The sequence below is a fragment of the Hymenobacter sp. PAMC 26628 genome (genome assembly GCF_001562275.1).
Lineage (GTDB): Bacteria > Bacteroidota > Bacteroidia > Cytophagales > Hymenobacteraceae > Hymenobacter.
This window is the reverse complement of record NZ_CP014304.1, coordinates 432422-452069: the sequence shown is the minus strand read 5'-3', so window position 1 is coordinate 452069 and position 19648 is coordinate 432422. Positions and strand designations below refer to the sequence as shown.

The 19648-nt window shown below is 64.9% G+C and carries 20 protein-coding genes; 12 read left to right on the top strand and 8 right to left on the bottom strand.

The window, feature by feature from the left end:
- Positions 1-92: 92 nt before the first annotated feature.
- Positions 93-803 (bottom strand): DsbA family oxidoreductase, encoded by a 711-nt coding sequence (locus tag AXW84_RS02285; RefSeq protein ID WP_068228068.1) that lies wholly within the window; start codon positions 801-803, stop codon positions 93-95.
- 211 nt (positions 804-1014) lie between these two features.
- On the opposite strand from AXW84_RS02285, the gene AXW84_RS02280 reads away from it, so the two are divergent.
- Genes AXW84_RS02280 through AXW84_RS02260 form a run of 5 tightly spaced genes read left to right on the top strand, consistent with a single transcriptional unit; the run spans position 1015 to position 5053 of the window.
- Positions 1015-2019, top strand: coding sequence for an aldo/keto reductase (locus AXW84_RS02280; protein ID WP_068228066.1), 1005 nt, complete (start codon positions 1015-1017; stop codon positions 2017-2019).
- Positions 2020-2042: 23 nt separating this feature from the next.
- Positions 2043-2741, top strand: a complete 699-nt coding sequence (locus AXW84_RS02275; RefSeq protein ID WP_068228062.1) for a carbonic anhydrase — start codon at positions 2043-2045, stop codon at positions 2739-2741.
- 54 nt (positions 2742-2795) lie between these two features.
- Entirely contained in the window at positions 2796-3887 is a 1092-nt protein-coding gene (proB, locus tag AXW84_RS02270) for a glutamate 5-kinase (RefSeq protein ID WP_068228058.1), read from the top strand.
- Positions 3888-3929: 42 nt separating this feature from the next.
- Positions 3930-4397 (top strand): helix-turn-helix domain-containing protein, encoded by a 468-nt coding sequence (locus AXW84_RS02265; protein WP_068227630.1) that lies wholly within the window; start codon positions 3930-3932, stop codon positions 4395-4397.
- Positions 4388-5053, top strand: a complete 666-nt coding sequence (locus AXW84_RS02260; RefSeq protein WP_082773621.1) for an IS630 family transposase — start codon at positions 4388-4390, stop codon at positions 5051-5053. Before AXW84_RS02265 ends, AXW84_RS02260 begins: the two co-directional genes overlap by 10 nt.
- Positions 5054-5085: 32 nt before the next feature.
- Here AXW84_RS02260 and AXW84_RS02255 read toward each other — a convergent pair whose 3' ends face one another.
- A complete protein-coding gene (locus tag AXW84_RS02255) occupies positions 5086-5826 on the bottom strand; it encodes an SDR family oxidoreductase (protein ID WP_068228055.1) in 741 nt (246 codons plus the stop codon).
- Between the two features lie 84 nt (positions 5827-5910).
- The gene (locus AXW84_RS02250; protein WP_068228051.1) at positions 5911-6810 is read right to left on the bottom strand and encodes a helix-turn-helix domain-containing protein; all 900 of its coding nucleotides are present in this window, start codon (positions 6808-6810) and stop codon (positions 5911-5913) included.
- A 138-nt stretch (positions 6811-6948) separates the two neighbouring features.
- Here AXW84_RS02250 and AXW84_RS02245 point away from each other — a divergent pair, with 138 nt between their 5' ends.
- Both AXW84_RS02245 and AXW84_RS02240 read left to right on the top strand, forming a co-directional pair.
- Entirely contained in the window at positions 6949-8214 is a 1266-nt protein-coding gene (locus AXW84_RS02245) for a glutamate-5-semialdehyde dehydrogenase (RefSeq protein ID WP_068228047.1), read from the top strand.
- Positions 8215-8254: 40 nt separating this feature from the next.
- Entirely contained in the window at positions 8255-8947 is a 693-nt protein-coding gene (locus tag AXW84_RS02240) for a DUF6624 domain-containing protein (RefSeq protein WP_068228044.1), read from the top strand.
- A 4-nt stretch (positions 8948-8951) separates the two neighbouring features.
- On the opposite strand, the gene AXW84_RS02235 is transcribed toward AXW84_RS02240, so the two are convergent.
- Positions 8952-9404 (bottom strand): DUF2141 domain-containing protein, encoded by a 453-nt coding sequence (locus tag AXW84_RS02235; protein ID WP_068228041.1) that lies wholly within the window; start codon positions 9402-9404, stop codon positions 8952-8954.
- A gap of 103 nt (positions 9405-9507) precedes the next feature.
- Between AXW84_RS02235 and AXW84_RS02230 the strand changes: the two genes are divergently transcribed.
- The 4 genes from AXW84_RS02230 to AXW84_RS02215 all read left to right on the top strand — a co-directional run bounded on the left by AXW84_RS02230 (position 9508) and on the right by AXW84_RS02215 (position 15118).
- Positions 9508-10845 carry an NAD(P)/FAD-dependent oxidoreductase gene (locus tag AXW84_RS02230; RefSeq protein ID WP_068228038.1) on the top strand — a complete coding sequence of 446 codons (1338 nt, stop codon included), beginning with the start codon at positions 9508-9510 and terminating at the stop codon, positions 10843-10845.
- Positions 10846-11003: 158 nt separating this feature from the next.
- On the top strand, positions 11004-11834 hold the full coding sequence (locus AXW84_RS02225; RefSeq protein WP_068228034.1) for an alpha/beta fold hydrolase: 831 nt from the start codon (positions 11004-11006) through the stop codon (positions 11832-11834).
- Between the two features lie 90 nt (positions 11835-11924).
- Entirely contained in the window at positions 11925-12284 is a 360-nt protein-coding gene (locus AXW84_RS02220; RefSeq protein ID WP_068228031.1) for a winged helix-turn-helix domain-containing protein, read from the top strand.
- 188 nt (positions 12285-12472) lie between these two features.
- On the top strand, positions 12473-15118 hold the full coding sequence (locus AXW84_RS02215; protein WP_204248417.1) for a TonB-dependent receptor: 2646 nt from the start codon (positions 12473-12475) through the stop codon (positions 15116-15118).
- Between the two features lie 150 nt (positions 15119-15268).
- On the opposite strand, the gene AXW84_RS02210 is transcribed toward AXW84_RS02215, so the two are convergent.
- Positions 15269-15913, bottom strand: coding sequence for a hypothetical protein (locus AXW84_RS02210; RefSeq protein ID WP_071889788.1), 645 nt, complete (start codon positions 15911-15913; stop codon positions 15269-15271).
- Positions 15914-16112: 199 nt separating this feature from the next.
- Here AXW84_RS02210 and AXW84_RS02205 point away from each other — a divergent pair, with 199 nt between their 5' ends.
- On the top strand, positions 16113-16565 hold the full coding sequence (locus AXW84_RS02205) for a hypothetical protein (protein ID WP_068228028.1): 453 nt from the start codon (positions 16113-16115) through the stop codon (positions 16563-16565).
- A gap of 125 nt (positions 16566-16690) precedes the next feature.
- On the opposite strand, the gene AXW84_RS02200 is transcribed toward AXW84_RS02205, so the two are convergent.
- The 3 genes from AXW84_RS02200 to AXW84_RS02190 form a co-directional block, all read right to left on the bottom strand.
- Positions 16691-17638, bottom strand: coding sequence for an EamA family transporter (locus AXW84_RS02200; protein WP_071889785.1), 948 nt, complete (start codon positions 17636-17638; stop codon positions 16691-16693).
- Between the two features lie 141 nt (positions 17639-17779).
- Positions 17780-18535, bottom strand: a complete 756-nt coding sequence (locus AXW84_RS02195) for a DUF2490 domain-containing protein (protein ID WP_068228022.1) — start codon at positions 18533-18535, stop codon at positions 17780-17782.
- A 61-nt stretch (positions 18536-18596) separates the two neighbouring features.
- The gene (locus tag AXW84_RS02190; RefSeq protein ID WP_068228019.1) at positions 18597-19244 is read right to left on the bottom strand and encodes a zinc ribbon domain-containing protein; all 648 of its coding nucleotides are present in this window, start codon (positions 19242-19244) and stop codon (positions 18597-18599) included.
- Positions 19245-19648: the final 404 nt, after the last annotated feature.

Here is a 19648-nt window from a genome sequence, read left to right as displayed (position 1 = left end):
AGCCCCGCCCCCAGGGCCCCCAGCGCCAAACGGGCCCCGCCAGTAGTGGCGGGGCCCGTTTTATGAGCAGCTCGCAAGCCGGGGCGACGGCGCTAGTCGCAGCCGTCGGGGCCACAGGCGGGGCCGTCGGCCTGGCCGGCCACGGCCACCAGCTGGGGCTTGGCGGCCTGGGCCTCGTCCCACACCTTGCCCAGCACCTCGGCAAACAGCTCGGCGGGCTGGGCCCCCGACACGGCGTATTTGTCTTCGAACACGAAGAACGGCACGCCGCGCACCCCAATTTGCTGGGCCTGGTACTCGTCGTAGCGCACGGCTTCGGCGTAGGTGCCGGCGGCCAGCGCTTGGCGGATTTCATCGGCGTCGAGGCCCACTTCGGTGCCCAGTGCGGCCAGGGTTTCCACGGCGTTCAGGTCGCGGCCCTCCGTGTAGTAGGCGGCCATGAGGCGCTCCTTGGTGGCGTCTTGCCGGCCGTGGTGGGCCCCCAGGTGCACGAGCTGGTGGGCCAAAAACGTGTTGGCCGGCACGGTGTGCTCGAAGTCGTAGGCCAGGCCCACCTCCTGGGCGATGCCCGCCATGTGGTCGCTCATGCGGCGGCCTTCGGCGGGCGACACGCCTTTTTTGGCGGCCAGCGACTCATGGATGTTTTGGCCGGGTACGGGCTGAAAATCGGGCGTCAGCTCGAAGCTGCGCCACACCACCTCCACCGCCTCGGGGTGGCCAAATTGCCGGAGGCCGTCCTCAAACCGGCGCTTGCCGATGTAGCAGAACGGGCACACCACATCGGACCAGATTTCAACTTTCATTTAGAAGAGTATTTGCAGGGTTGGAAAAAACAGGCGGCGCGGGGCCCCGCAGCGGTCCGCTGACCGGTAACAAGCCAGGGGCCCCCGAATGTTCACGTTGGCTTTCCCGCACTACGGGCAAAGAACCTATAAGGCAACATTTTAGACCGGCGGCGGGTAAAACGAGCTTGGGCTTCAAAGCCTTCTCTTTCGTCCGTCAACTCCTTTTATCATGGAATTTCAAGAATTGGGTGCCTCGGGCGTCAAGGTTTCGCGCATTACGTTTGGCAGCTGGGCGGCCGGCGGCTGGATGTGGGGCGGCACCGAGCAGAACGACGCCGTGGGTGCCATCCACGCCAGCTACGAGCTGGGCGTGACCAGCATCGACACGGCCCCCATCTATGGGCAGGGCCTAAGCGAGCAGATTGTGGGCGAGGCCATCAAGAGCCTGCCGCGCGACAAAGTGCAGTTGCTCACCAAGTTCGGCATGCGCTGGGACCTGGCCAAGGGCGACTTCGCCATGAAAACCAAGGACAACGAAGGCCACGACCTCGACGTGTACAAGTACGCCAGCCGCGACAGCATCATTAAGGAGTGCGAGGACAGCCTCAAGCGCTTGGGCACGGACTACATTGACCTTTACCAGCAGCACTGGCCCGACACCACCACGCCGATTGACGAGACGATGGAGGCCGTGCAGCGCCTCATCGAGCAGGGCAAGGTGCGCGCCGCGGGCGTGAGCAACTACTCGGTGGCGCAGATGGAAGAAGCCGAAAAAACCATTAAGCTGGCTTCCAACCAAATGCCGTACAGCATGTTGCGGCGTAATATTGAGAAGGACTTAGTGCCGTATTGCCAGGCGAATAACAAAGGTATTCTGGTGTACAGCCCGCTGCAGCTGGGCTTGCTGACGGGCAAAATGAAGCCCGGCCAGCACTTCGACGCCAGCGACTTGCGCAGCACTAACAAGCTGTTCCAGCCCGAAAGCGTGACCCGCGTCAACGAGTTCTTAAACAAGATCCGGCCCCTGGCCGAAACCAAGGGCGCCACCCTGGGCCAGCTCGTGCTGCGCTGGACGCTGGCGCAGCCCGGCATCACGGTGGCGCTGGTGGGGGCCCGCAACCCCGAGCAGGCCGTGCAAAACGCCAAGGCCATCGACGTGCCGCTCTCGTGCGAGGAAATCGACTTCATCAACAAGCAGCTGCGAACCTTGGGGGCCGCTGCTACTTTAGCGTAAACATTCGTTTAGCGTTCAGTACCATGTCATTCTCTGAAAACACGCCGCGCCGCACCTTTTTGCAGCGCGCTGGGCTGGGCCTGCTGGCCGCCGCCCTACCCGTCTCCTTCGTTCGGGGCGCTGGCGCGGCGCCCGTCCCACCGGCGGCCGAGGCGTTGCGCAAGCTCCAGGCCGGCAATCTGCGCTTCCAGAAAGGCCAGTTGCAGCACCCCAACGAAACCCTGCAACGCCGCCGCGAAGTGGCTTTGAAGCAAACCCCAATAGCCACGGTACTGGCCTGTTCCGACTCGCGGGAGTCGCCCGAGCTTATTTTTGACATGGGCCTAGGCGACCTGTTCGTGGTGCGCACCGCCGGCCACGCCCTGGACGACGCGGTGATTGGCACCTTAGAGTTTGCGGTGGCCGAGTTGCACGTGCCCTTGCTGGTGGTGATGGGGCACCAGCGCTGCGGGGCCATCAAGGCCACGCTCGACTCCATCAATTCGGGCCAATTGGCGCCCGGCGACATGGAAACCCTCGTCGATGCCATCCGGCCGGCCGTGGTGCTGGCCAAGGGCGACGGCGACGTTCGGTACGCCAACGTGGTGAAGGCCAACGTGCAGATAACCATCGACCGCCTACAAAACTCCAAAATCCTGTCGCAGGCCGTGGCCAGCCAGCAGTTGCTGATCGTCGGGGCTTATTACCAGCTCGACACGGGCGCGTCCGAGTTTCTTACCTGAGATTTCGCGCCGGCCGGGACCGTAGCGCAGCGCCGGCCCGGTATTTTTGCCCCCATGCCCCTGCCCTACCGCCGCCTCGTCGTCAAAATCGGTTCCAACGTCCTCACCCAGCCCAACGGCCTGCCTGACCTGGCCCGCCTCACCGAGCTGGTGGCGCAGGTGGCCGCGCTGCACGCCCAGGGCCTGGAAATCATCGTGGTATCGTCGGGGGCCGTGGCCGCGGGGCGCAGCCTGCTCACCCTGCCGCCCAAAACCGACGCCGTGCGCAGCCGCCAGGTGCTGGCCGCCCTGGGCCAGGTGAAGCTGCTGGGCCTCTACGCCGAGCGCCTGGCTACCCACGGCCTGCTGGGGGCCCAGGTGCTGGTGACGAAGGAGGATTTCCGCGACCGCCAGCACTACCAGAACATGCAAAACTGCTTCCTGGAGCTGCTCCAGCAGCAGGTAGTGCCCATCGTGAACGAGAACGACGTGGTGGCCGTCACGGAGTTGATGTTTACCGACAACGACGAGCTGGCCGGCCTGATTGCCGCGCAGCTCAACGCCGACGCGCTCATTATCCTCAGCAACGTGGACGGTATTTTTGACGGCGACCCGGCGGCCGCTGGCTCGCAGGTCATCCGCGAGATTGCGCCGGGGGCCACGGGGTTCGCCGATTTTGTGACCACGCAACGCTCGCAGTTTGGGCGCGGCGGCATGCTGACGAAGTGCCACATGGCGCACAAGGTGGCCAAGCTGGGCATCAGCGTGCACATTGCTAATGGCAAAACCGCTGGCATCTTGCCCGCCGTACTGGCCGAAACCGCCGTCAACACCTGGTTCCAGCCGGGCAAAACGGCGTCGAGCAAGAAGAAATGGCTGGCCCACGCCCAGGCCGCGGCCCAGGCTGTGGTGCGCGTGAACGCTGGGGCCCGGGCCGCCCTTACGGCCGCCGGCCACGCCAGCAGCCTGCTGCCGGTGGGCGTGGTAGCCATCGAGGGCACCTTCCAGAAGGGCGACATCGTGCGGCTGACCGACGACGCCACGGGCCAGCCCTTCGCCCTGGGCATCGCCGAATACGGCGCCGATAGGGCCCTGGAGTGGCTGGGCCAGCAGCACCAGCGCGCCCTGGTGCACTACGACTACCTGTTTTTGAACCCCGACGCCTAGTAGGATAAATCTAGTATCTTGTCGGGTAAAATGACCTGACAAATGGCGAAGTATTATGTCTTAGCGCTGAGGGCCGAAGAACAGGCCTCGCTAACGGAACTCGTGCAGCAGCGGCGCGTGGCCAGCGCCCGGCTTGTGCGGGCTCAGTGCCTGTTGGCCGTAGCTACAAACGGCTTGAACTGGAGCGACACCCAGACTAGCCAAGCCTACGGCGTGAGTACGCGCACCCTGGAGCGCCTGCGCCAACGCGCCTGCGAGGCGGGCGTGGAGGCCGCCCTGCTGGGGCAGCCCCGCCAGCAGTGGCCGGCCAGTAAGTACACCGGGGAGGTGGAGGCGCACCTGGCCGCGGCGGCCTGCTCCACCCCGCCCGAAGGGTACGCCCACTGGACATTGCGCTTGTTGGCCGCTCACCTGGTCACGCTGCAGGTGCTGCCCGAGGCCAGCCCGGCGATGGTGGGGCGGGTACTAAAAAAAATGCGTTACAGCCCTGGAAGCGACAGATGTGGGTGATTCCACCCGCTCAGAACGCGGCCTTCGTCTGCGCCATGGAACGGGTGCTTGACGTCTACCAACGCCCGTACGACCCAGCCCAGCCAGTCGTGTGCCTGGATGAGTCGCCCAAGCAATTACTACGCGAAAGCCGCGTGCCACTCCCGCTGCCCGATGGCAGCACCCGCTACGACTGCGAGTACCACCGCCAGGGCGTGGCCCAGGTGTATATGCTGCACGAGCCGCTGGCCGGTCGCCGCCGGGTGCAGGTCGAAGACCGCCATGACCGACTCACGTTTGCCCGGGCGGTAGCCCGCCTGCTGGAGGAGGACTACGCCCAAGCGACGCGCGTGACGCTGGTGCTCGACAATTTGTCGGCGCACCAGCCCGCCGCTTTTTACGAGATTTTTGACCCGGTACGGGCGCACGCCCTGTTGCAGCGCGTGGAATTTGTGTTCACCCCCAAGCATGGCTCGTGGCTCAACATGGCTGAAATCGAGTTTGCCGCCCTGCTCACCCACGGCCTGCCGCAGCGCGTGCCCGACCGGCCGACGCTGGAAGCGCACTGCTACGCTTGGCAACTAGCGCGCAACCAACTGGGGGCACCCACCAACTGGCAGTTTACAACCGAGAAGGCCCGCATCAAACTCAAACGGTTGTACCCGACAACCGGCTAGATTTGACCTACTAGGGCCCCGGGGCCCCGCCGCTAGCCCTGCGCCGTGGGGCGAACGATGATTTCGCCTACGTCTACGCTGGCCGGTTGCGCAATGGCGAACGCAATGGCGCGGGCAATGGCCGCGGGCGGCAGCGCCATGGCGTCGCGGGCGGCTTCGAGTTGCGCCTTCACTTCCGGGTTGGTCACGCCGTCCGCGAAATTTGTGTGCACGAAGCCGGGAGAAATAACGGTGACGCGCAGGTGCGCGCCGGCCTCCTGGCGCAGGCCCTCGGACAGGGCCCGCACGGCAAATTTCGTGGCGGAATAAACCGCCTGGTTCGGCACCGTTTTGTGCGCCGCGGTGGAAGCCGTGTTGACGAAGTGCCCAAACCCTTGCTGGCGAAAAAGGGGCAGCGCGGCGGCAATGCCGTACAGCACGCCCTTAAGGTTGACGTCCACCATGTCCTCCCAATCTGCCACGCGCAGGTCGTCGAGGGGCGAAATCGGCATCACGCCGGCGTTGCTGATGAGCACGTCTAGCTGGCCGTACCGGCTCGTGGCCAGCTGGATTAGTTTGTCCACATCGGCGCGCTGCCGCACGTCGGTGGGGGCGTAGGCTACCTCGCCGCCCGCCGCCGCAATGCGGGCCGCCAGCGCCGCCAGGCGTTCGGGGCCCCGGGCGCCAAGCACCACTTTCGCCCCTTGCGCGGCGAGTAGCAGCGCCGTGGCTTCGCCAATGCCGCTGCTCGCCCCCGTAATGGCGACGACCTTGCCCGTTATTCCGTTTTCCATGGTATTGCCTTTTTACCTGGGTGGTTGAGGAAGGCAAAGGTCGCGGCGGGCAGCGGGGCAATGTTATGCGAATCAATCCAAAACTTATGAAACCACCACCGGCTGCCGGCGGTACTGATTGGGCGCTTGCCCAGTCCGCTTTTTGAAGAAGCTGTTAAAATTGGGGGCGTGCCCGAAGCCTAGGCAATAGCCTATTTCCGCCAGGGTCCAGTCGCTGTGGCGTAGCAGCGCCTTGGCTTCGGCGGCTACCTTTTCGGCGATGTGCGCCGTGGTGGTTTTGCCCGTCACGTCTTTCAGCGCTTTGTTGAGGTGGTTGGTGTGCACAGCCAGATGCTGGGCAAACTCGTTCGCATTCTTAAGCGGCAGCGTGTGCTGCGGCGAAGCAATGGGAAACTGCCGGTCCAGCAGCTCCAAAAACGCCGCGCTGAGGCGAGCGGCGGACGTGCCCGGCCGGTGGAAGGGCGCGGCCGGCTCTAGTTTGAGCAACTCGTGCAAAATGATTTGCAAGTAGTTGCGCAGCAGCTCGTTCTTGTTGACGTACGACGACTGCGCTTCCGCCAGCAGTTGCGCAAAGAGGTTGCTGAGCCGGTGTACTTCTGCCGGCGCGGGGAACAGCACCGGGCTGCCCCCCACCCGGAACAGCGGCGAGCCGGCCACACCATCGGGGCGCAGCGCCGGCGGTAAAAACTCCTCCGTGAACAAGCAGGCGAAGCCCGTTTCGTGGCCGGCCAGCCGCTCCCAGGAAAAGGCAACCAAGGGGTTAGCCAGAATCAGGGCGCAATCCTGCACCGCCACTTGCTGGTCGGCGTAGCCCAGGATGCCCTGCACGCTGCACAGCAGCTTTATTTTATAGAAGTCCCGCCGCTGGTGCGGGAACGAGACGGGTCGCGCCACATCCTCCAAACGGTACACCAAAACCTGCCCAGCGGCCGAGTTCCGACCGTGCTGCTGGTGAACGTCCGCAAGGGTCAGCCGCGTTTCCATGCCGCAAAGCTATGCCATTCAAACTACTCCGCTAGCCCCCGCCGCGGGGCCCACCGGCCGGGCCCCGGTAGACACCGGGCCGCCGGCGAAAAGCCAGCAGCCCAAGCCGTTCTTTGCAGAGCTTTTGCTCCGCTGCCCATGACTGCCACCGCCACCCACTACGCCGCCCTTTTCTCTGCTACCCAGCAGGCCAGCTACGCGCTGGGGGCCCTGGCGCCCGCCGCCACCGATGCGCTGTTGCGCGAGCTGGCCGCTACTGTGCGCGCCGAAACGCCGTTTTTGCTGGCCGAGAATGCCCGCGACCTGGCCCGCATGCCCGCGGCCGACCCGCGCCACGACCGCCTGCGCCTCACCGCCGAGCGCCTGGCCGGCATCGCCGCCGATTTGGAAAACGTGGCCGCCCTGCCCTCGCCGCTCGGCCAGACGCTTAGCGACGAGACCTTGCCCAACGGCTTGCATTTGAGCAAAATACGGGTACCGCTGGGCGTGGTCGGCATCATCTACGAAGCGCGGCCCAACGTGACCTTCGACAGCCTGGCGCTGTGCCTGAAAACCGGCAACGCCTGCTTGCTGAAGGGCGGCTCCGACGCAGCTTACTCCAACGCGGCGGCGCTGGCCGTGGCGGGGCCCGTGCTGGAGCGCCACGGCCTGCCGCGTGCCGTGGCCACGCTGCTCCCGCCCGACCGCGCCGCCACCGAGGCCCTGCTCGGGGCCGTGGGCTTCGTGGACGTGGTGATTCCGCGGGGCAGCCAGGGGATGATTGACTACGTGCGCCAGCACGCCAAGGTGCCCGTCATCGAAACCGGGGCGGGCGTGGTGCACACCTACTTCGACGCGAGCGGCGACCTGGCCAAGGGCGCAGCCATCATCGCCAACGCCAAAACCCGCCGCGTGAGCGTGTGCAACTCGCTCGACTGTCTGCTCATCCACGCGAGCCGTTTGGCCGACTTGCCGGCGCTGGCGGCGCCGCTGGCCGCGGCCGGGGTGGAGATTTTTGCCGACGCGCCGGCCCTGGGGGCCCTGGCCGGCCACTACCCCGCCGCCCTGCTGGCCCCGGCCAACGAGGCGCACTTCGGCACCGAGTTTTTGGCGCTGCGCATGGCCATCAAAACGGTGCCCGACCTGGCGGGGGCCCTGGCCCACATTGCCCGGCACGGCTCGCGCCACAGCGAAGCCATTATTTCGGAAACGCCGGCCCACATCGACACCTTTTTGCAGCGCGTGGACGCGGCCGCGGTGTACGCCAACGCCTCCACGGCCTTCACCGACGGGGCCCAATTTGGGCTGGGGGCCGAAATCGGCATCAGTACCCAGAAGCTGCACGCCCGGGGCCCCATGGGCCTGGAGGAGCTGACCAGCTACAAGTGGCTGGTGCGCGGCGACGGGCAAGTGCGGCTGGGTTGATGCGTGCAACCCTCCTGGGCCGCCGCGCTATCTTGTTGGCATGAAGCACCTTTTGCCGCTGGCCCTGCTGCTGGCCCCGCCCGCCTTCGCCCAAACGAAGCTGAACCTGCCGCTCAAGCGGGAGCTGGACAGCATTTACGTGCAGGACCAGCGGTACCGCGAAATGATGATGACGGGCATGGGCCCCGGCAAAGCCGAGGCCACCGAAGCGGCCCTGCACCTGGCCAAAGGCGAGCTAGGCAATTATTTATCCACCAACATGATCCGCACTGACTCGTCTGATATGCGCCGGGTGGCGGCCATCGTGCGGCGCTACGGCTACCCGGGCAAGTCGCTGGTGGGCACGCCCACGAACGAGGCGGTGTGGTGGGTGATTCAGCACTCCAATAAAATTCCGCAGTACCTGCCGCTGCTCAAAGCCGCGGCGGAAACGGGCGAGCTGCCCTTCTATCGTTACGCCCAAATGCTGGACCGCCAGCTGATGAACGACGGACAGGAGCAGCTGTACGGCACGCAGGGCAAGGGCTACACCGTGCCCAACCCGGCCACCGGGGCCCCAGAAAACATCCGGTTCATTTGGCCCATCAAGGAAGCGGCCCGCGTGAACGAGCGCCGCAAGCAGGCCGGCTTCCCCACCACCGTGGAGGAAAACGGGGCAGCCATCGGCATTCCCTACCAGCCGGTTACGCTCGACTACGCCAAGCAGGTGCAGCGGCGGGCCCAAGGACGTTAAGCCGCTAATCCACCAGATTGATGGTCACCACTTTGCCATCGGCGTCGGCCGTGAACTTGCACTCCTCGAAGTTGGGGGCCGACAGCTTGGGGCGCACGTTGTTGGAAAACGCGTAGGGCTCGGTGGGGATGCCCAGCAGGTTTTTGTCGAGCTTGTCGTTGTTGTTCACGTCCTGGGTGAGGGCCACGGCCCACTCGCCCTTGGCCAGGTCCACGGGCACCGATACTTCGTGCTGGCCGTTGGGCTTCACCTCCAGCCGAAACGCCTGCTGGCCGTGCTTAAGGAAGGTTTCGGGGCTGTGGTAGAAGTTCAGCCGCACCACCGACTCGGTGGAGGCCAGCCCGGTAACCACCACCGTGACGGACGCGGTGTCGGGGCCCGGAGCAGCCACAGGGCCGGCGGCGCTGGCCACGCAATTGCTGCCAACCAAAAGCGAGAAAAACAGTAAAGCCTTCATAGCAAGCACAACTAATCAGCACGGTGCGGCTGTAACGCCGCCCGGGGCCGAAAGAGTTCGGGCCTGGGGGTTCCAGGCCGCATCCTTTGGCAATCTTTACGGCATGGATGGACTGACAAAAATTGACGATTTGGGCCAGCCGCGGGTGGTCATTGTGGGGGGCGGCTTTGGGGGGCTGGCGCTGGCGCAGTCCTTGGCCAAAGTGCCGGTGCAAGTGGTCCTCATCGACAAGCACAACTACCACGCCTTCCAGCCGCTGCTGTACCAGGTGGCCACGGCCGGGCTAGCGGCCGACAACATCGTGGCCCCGTTCCGCAAGGCGTTGGGCAAGCAGAAGAACTTTTACTTCCGGCTGGCCGAGGTGCAGTCCATCGACGCCACGGCCCAGGTGGTGGAAACCACCATCGGCCTGCTGCGCTACGATTACCTGGTGCTGGCCACCGGGGCCACCAGCAACTTCTTCGGCGACAAGCTGATGCAGGAGCACGCCGTGACGCTAAAGAGCGTGAGCGACGCCCTGGAGCTGCGCAACACGCTGCTGGCCAACTTCGAGCAAGCCCTGCAGCTCGGCGACCAGGAGCAGCTCAACAGCCTGCTCGACTTCGTGATAGTGGGCGGGGGCCCCACGGGCGTGGAAATGGCCGGGGCCCTGAGCGAGCTGCGGGCCCACGTGTTTCCGCAGGACTACCGCGAGCTGGACTTCAAGCAGATGGACATTCACCTGGTGCAGAGCGGGCCGGTGCTGCTCAAGGGCATGTCGGCCGAGGCCTCGGCGCAGTCGCTGGCCGACCTGCGGGCCCTGGGCGTGGAGGTGTGGCTGGATGCGCGGGTAAAGTCGTACGACGGCTACACAGCCACCCTCAGCACCGGAAAAAAGCTGGTCACGCGCACGCTCATTTGGGCGGCGGGCGTGACCGGGGCCCCCGTGGCCGGCCTGAGTGCCGAGTGCCTGGGCCCCGGCAACCGCTACCTGGTGGACGAGCACAACCGCGTGGTGGGCTATGACAACGTGTTTGCCCTCGGCGACATTGCCCTGATGAAAACCGCCGCCGCGCCCGACGGCCACCCCCAGGTGGCGCAGCCCGCCCTGCAGCAGGGCCGCCTGCTGGGCCGCAACCTGGGCCGCCTGCTGGCCGGCGACCTCATGCAGCCCTTCCGCTACGACGACAAGGGCAGCATGGCCACCATTGGCCGCAACCGCGCCGTGGCCGACATCAAGTTTTTCGGCCGCGAGTTTCACCTGAGCGGCTTTTTGGCGTGGCTGGCCTGGAGCCTGGTGCACGTGCTGGCCCTGGTGAACTACCGCAGCCGCATCGCCGTGGCCTTCACCTGGGCCTGGAACTACTGGAGCCAGGACAAGGGCCTGCGCTACATCATCGGGCGCATCAAGCCCTTGCTGGGCAGCAGCGCCGACACGCCCGCAGACAAGGCCATTGTATGAGGCGCCGAAGTCGAGTGGGGGTGCCGACATTCACCGAGAAATAGCGTGCTTTCGCCGGCTGGCACACGCCGTTCAGCCAAGGGCCAAACGGTCCCCATTGGCCCCGTCATTCCCCGTCACAAATTTGTGTTATTCCTTTCTACAGATTAAAACAAATCATGAATAATACCCCACGCACCCCGGCGGCGCAGCGCAGTAATGTTACGGTTACCGGCGCGGGCGGGCAGGCCCCGGCCATTGTTTTTCTGCACGGTCTAGGCGCCGACCAAAGCACCTGGCGGCTGGTGGCCCCCGCTTTTGAGGACCGCTACCAAGTGGTGCGCCTCGACCTGGTGGGCGCCGGGCAGTCGGATTGCGCCGCCTACGACCGGGTGCGCCACGGCTCGCTGCAAGGCCACGCCGACGACCTGCTCGACGTGCTGCGCGCGCTGGATTTGCACGACGTCGTGTTCGTGGGTCACTCGGTCAGCTCAATGATTGGGGTGCTAGCGGCCATCAAGGAGCCGGGGCGGTTTGCGCGGCTGGTGCTGCTGGCCCCCTCGCCGCGCTTCATCAACACTAATGGGTACGCCGGGGGCTTCGCCCAAACCGACATCGACGAGCTGCTGGCGGCCATGGACAACAACTATCACAGCTGGGTCGGCTCGATGGCCCCCGTGATGATGGGCCGCGATCAGCCCGAGCTAATTACGGAAATGACTAACAGCTTTTTCCAAACCAACCCCGCGCTGGCCCAGCACTTTGCCCGCGTCACGTTCCTCTCCGACCACCGCCTCGACCTGCCGTACCTCACTACGCCAGCCCTGATATTGCAGTGCGCGCACGACGTGATTGCACCCCTAGCCGTGGGCCGCTACCTCCACGAGCAACTGCCCAACAGCCAGTTGCGCATCATCGACACGCCCGGTCACTGCGCCCACCTCACGGCCCCCGCCGAAACCCTGGCGGCGATACACCGCTTCCTGCACGCCGAGGCCGTGGCTGCGTAGCGCCGCCCAGGCAAAAAATGGGACCTGCCAAAACGCCGCGGCCCGATTCGTGCGAATCGGTCGGCGGCGTTTCTGCGTAAAATTGCGCTTATGAAAGACCTGCTGCCCGCCCCCGCCGACTACCGCCTCGAAGGCCGCGTGTGGGTGCAGGGGCCCCACGACCGGTTCCTCGGCATTGGCCGGCTCGAATTGCTGGCCCAAATTCAGGCCACGGGCTCCATTTCGCGGGCAGCGGCGGCCATGGGCATGTCGTACAAGCGTGCCTGGGACCTGGTGCACTCCATGAACACCCAGGCCCTGGCGCCGCTGGTGGCCACCCAAACCGGCGGCAAAAGCGGCGGTGGGGCCCTGCTCACTCCCGCCGGGGCCCAGGCTGTGGCCGACTTCCAGGCCGTACAAACCCGCTTCCACGCCTTCCTGGCCGAAGAAACCCGCCGCTTGGCCGAATAAAACTGCCCGGACTGCGGCGCGCTTTGCAGCCCGGGCAGCCCGCATTTGCCGGCTGCCGGCCGGCCGTTGTGCCATAAAACCACGGGGACGAAAGCCCGGGGCCCTAACGCGGGGGCCAAACCTTTGCTGCTACCAAGCGTTATGTTTGTGAAAATATAACCTTTTGGGATTAGCCTTTACCAATTCGCATGGCGCATAAATTACGCTCTTTGCGGGGTGCAGCGGCGGCGGCCGTGGCCCTCGAACTTCTTCTCCAACACGCCGCCACCGCCCAGGGGGCCCCGCGCCGCGCCGCCCAGCGCGACACTTCAAAAGTAGACCTGGGCGAGGTGGTGGTGGCCGCCTCACGGGTGGAGGAAAGCATCTTGCAGTCGCCGGTGACGGTGGAGAAAATCAACCCGCGGGCCCTGCGGCTCACGCCGGCCCCGTCGTTCTTCGACGCCATCGAGTACCTCAAGGGCGTGCAGGTAATTACGCCCAGCCTGGGCTTCAAGGTCATCAACGCCCGGGGCTTCACCAACACTACCAACGTGCGCTTCGCCCAGCTCGTGGACGGCATCGACAACCAGGCGCCGCACATTGGGGGTGCCATCGGCAACGTACTGGGGCCCAGCGACCTGGATATTTTATCGGTGGAGGTAGTGCCGGGTACGGCCTCGGCCCTGTACGGGCTGAACGCCATCAACGGGCTGGCCAACTTCGCCACCCGCAACCCGTTCCGCTTCGAGGGGCTGAGCGTGCTGCAGAAAACGGGCGTCAACCACGTAAACGACCCCGACGTGGGGGCCAAGGCGTACTCCGAAACCAGCGTGCGGTTTGCTAAGGCGCTGTCGGACCGGTGGGCCTTCAAAATCAACGGCACCTACCTGCGCGGCTACGACTGGGTGGCCAACGACCAGACCGAGCTGAACCCCAACGGCAACGCCACCACCGGCCTGTTCGGGGCCCAAAACCCGGCCCAGGACCAGGTGAACCGCTACGGCAACGAGTCGTCGGACCGCACCAACCTGACGCTGGGCGGCAAAAGCTACTCGGTGGCCCGCACCGGCTACGACGAAAAGGACGTGACCAGCTACGACCTGCGCACGCTGAAGGGCGACCTGGCCGTGCACCGCAAGCTGGGCGCCGGATCGGAGCTGAGCTACACCTACCGGGTGGCCAGCTTCGACAACGTGTACCAGCGCTCGAACCGCTTCCGGCTGCAAGGCTACCTCTTGCAGCAGCACGCCTTGCAGCTCACGGGCCCCGTGGTGCAGGCCCGCGCCTACTTCACGCAAGAGACGACGGGCCAGAGCTATAACCTGCGCTCGGCGGCCGAGAACATCGACCGCAGCTACAAGCCCGACGCCACCTGGAACCAGGACTTCACCAATGCCTGGAACACGGCCACCGCCGGCGGCCAGCCCGTGGCCCAGGCCCTGGCCACCGCCCGCACCGCCGCCGACGCCGGCCGCTACCAGCCCGGCACCGCCGCCTTCGCCCAGAAGCTGAAGGACCTGGAGAACATCAACAACTGGGACGTGGGCGCGGCCCTGCGCGTGCGCGCCAACCTGGCCCACGCCGAGGCCCAGGTGAACATTGCCGAAGCCCTGCGGCGCGGCGGCACGGCCCTGCCCGCGGGCCTCGACCTGCTGGCCGGGGCCGACCACCGCAGCTACATTGTGGTGCCCGACGGCAACTACTTCATCAACCCGGAGAAGGAACACGCCCCGACCGACGACCTGGTGTACAGCAAAACCGGCGGCTTCGTGCAGGCCGGGGCCCACTTGCTGGCCGACAAGCTGCGCCTGACGGCCACGCTGCGGGTTGACAAAAACGACTACTTCAACGCCAAATTTAACCCCCGGCTCACGGCCGTGTACTCGCCCACGCAGCGCCACAACTTCCGCCTCAGCTACCAAAGCGGCTACCGCTTCCCGAGCTTGTTCGAGGGCTTCAGCAACGTGAACAGCGGCCAGGTGAAGCGCATCGGCGGGCTGCGGGTGATGTCGGACGGCGTGTTTGAGAACAGCTACCTGCGCACGAGCATCGACGCCTTCAACGCGGCCGTGACGGCCAACATCAACGCCAATACCTCGGCCCAAACCGCGGCTCAGAAGCGCGCTGCTGCCATTTTGGCCAACCAGGGCACGCTCGTCAAAACGCCCTACACCTACCTCAAGCCCGAGTACATACGCTCGCTCGAGCTGGGCTACAAGGCCGCGCTGGGCCCCGGCGGCCGCCTGCAGGCCGACGTGGATTTCTACTACAACTCGTACCGCGACTTCATTGCCCAGGTGGAGGCCTACGTGCCCCAAACCAGCGCCGGCGTAGCCCTGAACACCGGCACCGACCTGAACACCATCGCCACGGCCCTCAACGCCCGCACCGGCCAGGCCCGCTACCGCCTCTGGACGAACTCGCAGAGCCAGGTGTACAACTACGGCGGCTCGCTGGGCCTGCGCTACGACGTGGCCGGCGGCTACCTCGTGGGCGCCAACACCACCTACACCCGCCTCGACCGCACCGAGAACGGCGATGGCCTCGAAGACGGCTTCAACACCCCGCGCTGGGCCTACAACCTGAGCCTGGGCAACGAGAAAGCCGTCGGCAACTTCGGCTTCGACCTCAACTTCCGCTGGCAGCAGCACTACTACTCGCAAACCTTCCTGGTGAACGGCGACGTGCCGGCCTACCACTCGCTCGACGCGCAACTCACCTACGCCGTGCCCGCCCCCAACCTGCGCTTCAAACTCGGCGCCAGCAACGTGCTGAACCACTACTACGTGACCTACCTCGGGGGCCCCAGCGTGGGCGGCCTCTACTACCTGGCCGTGACGTACAGCGTGCAGTAGCCAGGCGTTACTCCCAAATAGAAATTGCGCAATATCAGGCCGTCATGCAGCGCGCAGCGAAGCATCTTTTTAGCGGCAGTAATCTTAATCGATTGGATTAGTTACGCGGGAAAGATGCTTCGCTGCGCTCTGCATGGCCGTTTTATTAATTCAAATAGTTTTTTTGATTCTGAACACCTTGCGCCTTCGAAAGCCGCGGTAATCCGGGCAGATAACCGACGGCCGGATGTGCTCTTTGCTCCGCGCCAGCGTGGGACACTTAGCCTTGCCTTTGGGGCCCCCACCGCTGAAGCTGATGGTCCAGATGCTGTCAAAATCGGCGTCGGGCCAGGCCAGCGGGGTTTTGATGCCCAGCTCTTTAGCGATTTTGAGGATGTTGACGTGCTCCCAGATCAGCAGCACCGTGCCACGGTGGCGCCGCAGCATTTTGGTGAGGCCCTTGGCATTTTCGGCGGCGAAGTCGCTGTTGATGGTGAGGTTGTGGCGCACCGCGTAGGGCATCACGGTTTGCAGCATCCGGATGCTGGTCGTGTCCTTGCCATCAGTGCCGATAAGCGGCACGTAGGTAAAGTCGGGCGGGGTCGGCATCAGCTTATTGAGCACGGCGGGCAGGGCCAGGGCCCGGTTCAGGCCGGCGCACGAGAGGTTGTCGCCAGTAGCCAGTTTTTCGCCGTGCCGGATGATTACAACCCGCAGCACCGGCGGCGTTGCCACTACTTGCGCTTTCCGCGCGAAGGGGCTAAGTAAGTACAATAAATACAGGCGGGCTTTATCAATTTCGGTGGGCGCAGGCATGCGGGCTGGAACGGGTAACAAGGGTGTTGTTGGATGAACAGGGTACAGTTTCCGGAGCAGTTTGTTGGGAAAGCGCGTCTAATCTGCGCTTCAGGCGAGGCGCTGGCAACGCATGTAGTAACTATCTGCGGCCCACACGGGGGCCCCGGCCCGGGCTACCGGCACTACCTTGCCGCAACGCACCGCCCGAACTGCCCCTATGCTCCTCCTCCGAACCCTGGCCGCCCTCATCGCCCTGATGACCAGCTGCCAGGCGCGCGAAGCAGCACCAGCAGCAGCGAAACTAGGGCCCCCAGCAGTTGCGCCGCAGCCGGTGGTGGACACGAGCCGCGTGGCAGTTCTTCCTTATGACGAGAAGCGGGACCAATATATTTTCCAAAACGCTGGGCAAGTGAAAGCTGCTTCGCTTTCTCCAGCGGAATTGGCCCAGGTTGAAACCTTGCTCAGGGCCTCTATTGACGAATACAACCGACCGCAAGCAGTTGAGCTTCAAAAGCTGCGAAAGGCACAACCCCAAAGTGAGTTTAAAGCGGATGATTTCATCATTAACCTACCCAAATACAAGCGCCAATTAGTTGCCGTACTTAATGCAAAGGGCGAAAAAGAAGTATGGGTTAATTGCTTTAGCCACGAAGTTTATAAAATGGACTGACACCACGAAATTGCGTTTTGGCATAACGGTGGAAACTGTCTTTTCAATGTTAAAATTGATTTAGCTAAACAGAAATGGTATGACCTAATGGTTAACGGAGTGGCTTGATTTCCAGCAGTTCGCGTTTACTCACCCAATTCCTTTTCCACCGCCGGGGCCCTGCTGCCCAGCAGCAACAGGCCCACGGCCACCACCACCAGGGCCCCGCCGCCGAGCATCGGCCAGCTCAGCTGCTCGCCGCCGAAGGCCCAGCCCAGGCCCACGGCCACCACCGGGTTCACGAAGGCGTAGGTGCCGGCCAGGGCCGGGGCCACGGCTTGCAGCAGCCACACGTAGGCCGTGAAGGCCACCAGCGAGCCGAACGTGACCAGGTACGCATACGCCCACCACGACTTGGCGCTGACCGCCGCCAGGTGCAGCTGCTGGGCTTCGCCGCGGGCCAAGCCCAGCACCACCATCACCAGGCCGCCGCACAGCATTTGCATGCCGCCGGCCACAAAGGGCGAGGCCGCCGCCGGCCGCCGCTTGCCGTACAGCGAGCCGATGGCCCAGACCAGCGCCGCCACCAGCACGCAGGCCATGCCGAGGCCCTCGTGGCCGGGCTGCGCTACGGCACTACTCCCGCCCGAGGCCCGCGCCAGCAAGTACACGCCCGCCAGGCCCAGCCCCAAACCGAGCGCCGCCACCGGCGTGGGCCGCGCCGACACCCCGCTGGCCCAGCCCAGCAGCGCCAGCAGCATGGGCACGGTGGCCACCAGCAGCGCCGCCAGCCCCGACGGGATGTACTGCTCGCCCAGCGTCACGCCGCCGTTGCCGAAGGTGAGCAGGCAAATACCGATCAGCAGGGCCCGCCCCCAGCTGGCCCCCGACGGCGCCGGGGCCCCGCGCAGCCGCATGGCGCCGTAGAGCAGGGCCCCCGCCAGGGCGTAGCGGGTGCCCGCCATCAGCAGCGGCGGCAGGCTTTCGATGGCGAACCGGATGCCCAAGTACGTGGAGCCCCAGATGATGTAAACCAGGGCAAAAGCCGTGAACAACGCCGCTTTTGACGGCGCGGAGGAAGTAGAAACAGGCATAACGCGCAGCCGGCGGCCGCTAAAAATGAAGCCGCAAAAGTCGGTTTTTTTTGGTTCCCAAGCGAGTTGCCTGTAGCGTGGACGCTGCGAACCCGCGAGTTGCGCAGTCACCGGTTCACTCGCCAACGCGCAGCACCCACGCTACTTGTGGGCCGAACGGAAATCGGGGTTGAAGGCCAGGCTCACCTGCACCGTGCGGTTGTCTTCGTACACGATGTTGTCGTCGTGCGCCACCACTTGGTTGAGGTAGCTGGCCTCCACGGCCAGGGCCTTGGTGAACTGGTAGCCCAGGCCGCCGTAGAGGCGGTTTTGGTTGAAAAAGCCGGGCGCGTTGTGGCCGTAGCTGACGAAGATTTCGTCCGAAGCCAGCGCGTACAGGGCCCCGGGCTCGATTTTGGGCCGGGTGAGGGCGAATTTCAATTGCAAACGGTAGCGCGAGCGGTGCTGAAAATCGAACCTAGCCTGGCCCTCCGGCCGCAGCCAGCGCTGGTCCTGGATGTAGCGGTGAACCAGAGCCAGGCGGCCGGCCGCCTGGTCAATTTCCACCTTCTCGTAGATGCGTCGCTCGCCGGTGCGGCCCGGGTCGGGGTAGTCGCCGTAGGGCAGCGAGAGCAGGTAGGTGTAGCCCGCCGTCAGCATCACCTTCTCCGACGCCGAGTAGTTGACGCCCGTGCGGTAGAAGTACTGCTGCGGGTCGCGCAAGCCGTTGGTGCGGCGGTACTGGAACTCGGTGTGCAGGCCCCAGCGCCGGTACACGCTGGCGTCGGAGAAGTAGCACAGCCACACGTTGCGGTTCGCGTCCCAGATGCGGGCCGGGGCCGGGCTGCCCGGCTGGGCCCCCGCGGGGCCCACGCTCAGCAAACCCACCAGGAAGAAAAAGAGGAAAAAGTGCTTCACCCCCGCCCTAACGTAAACGAGGGCCCCGGGGCTGGCCGGGGCCCCAATTTGCCCGCGCCGCTTAGTTTTTCGCGCCGCAGTCGGCGCAGAATTTCTGGTCGGGTTTCAGGCCCGTGCCGCAGCCGGTGCAAAACCGCCCCGGCGCCTGGGCCGCGGCGTTGGGGGCCCCGCAGCTGGGGCAAAACTTCTGGCCGGCGGCCAGCTTAGCCTGGCAGCTGGCACATTGCACCAGCGGGGTGCGGCCCAGGAAATCGAGGTTTTGGGTGTAGTCCTGGGCGCGGGTTTTGGTGTGGATTTGCTCGCGGGTGGCCTGGGCCTGCTGGGCCCGCAGCTCCTCCTGCTCATCGGGCGCGCAGTCTTCGCAGAGGCCCGCGCCGGCGTTCCAGCACACGTCGGGGCACACCCAGTGGCCGCAGCGCGTGCATTGCTTGAAGTAGGTTTTGCCCTCGGCCACGGCCGTTTCCAGGGCCCCGTCGTGGGCCTTGCCCCCAATGGCGCGCTGGATGTGGTAGGCCGCATTCTCAGCCCCGCCCAGGCCCCCAAACAAGCTGCTGGCCGCCTGCAACAGCCCGCCGGCAATGCCGATGGCGTTGGGCTGAAACCGCGACATGTACCCGTTGCGGCACTTGTCGCAATGAAACTTGAACTGGTAGCCCTTGTCGGTCGATAGGTCGTCGTAGTTGGCAACGAACTGGATCATGGTGCTCATGGCGATTCGCGGGAAAGATGGCGCGGGCAAAAGTAGCACAAGCTTAAGTATAGCGTTATCGCCGCGATAACGCCACGCCAGCCCTCGCCAAGTGCCAATGCTAAAGGGCCCCGCTGGCAACTGGCGGGGCCCTCTAATTAGTTAATGCCCGGGGCCCCAAGCCATGGCTCGAGTCGTATACGAGTAGCGCAGCTCACCGGTACCCACGCGGAGCACCGTGCCCGGTTCGGCAACAATGCAGTTGCTATTTCAGACTACACGTAGGCCCCGTGGGCCAAACCACGGGTTCGCCACCCGGCGCATCTTGGCAAAGCGGCCAGCGCAAAGCACCACCATTACCTGCCAGATAAGAGTGCCTCCGCTGCTAGGCGAAGCACATAACCCTAACCTGGACTATTCACCCA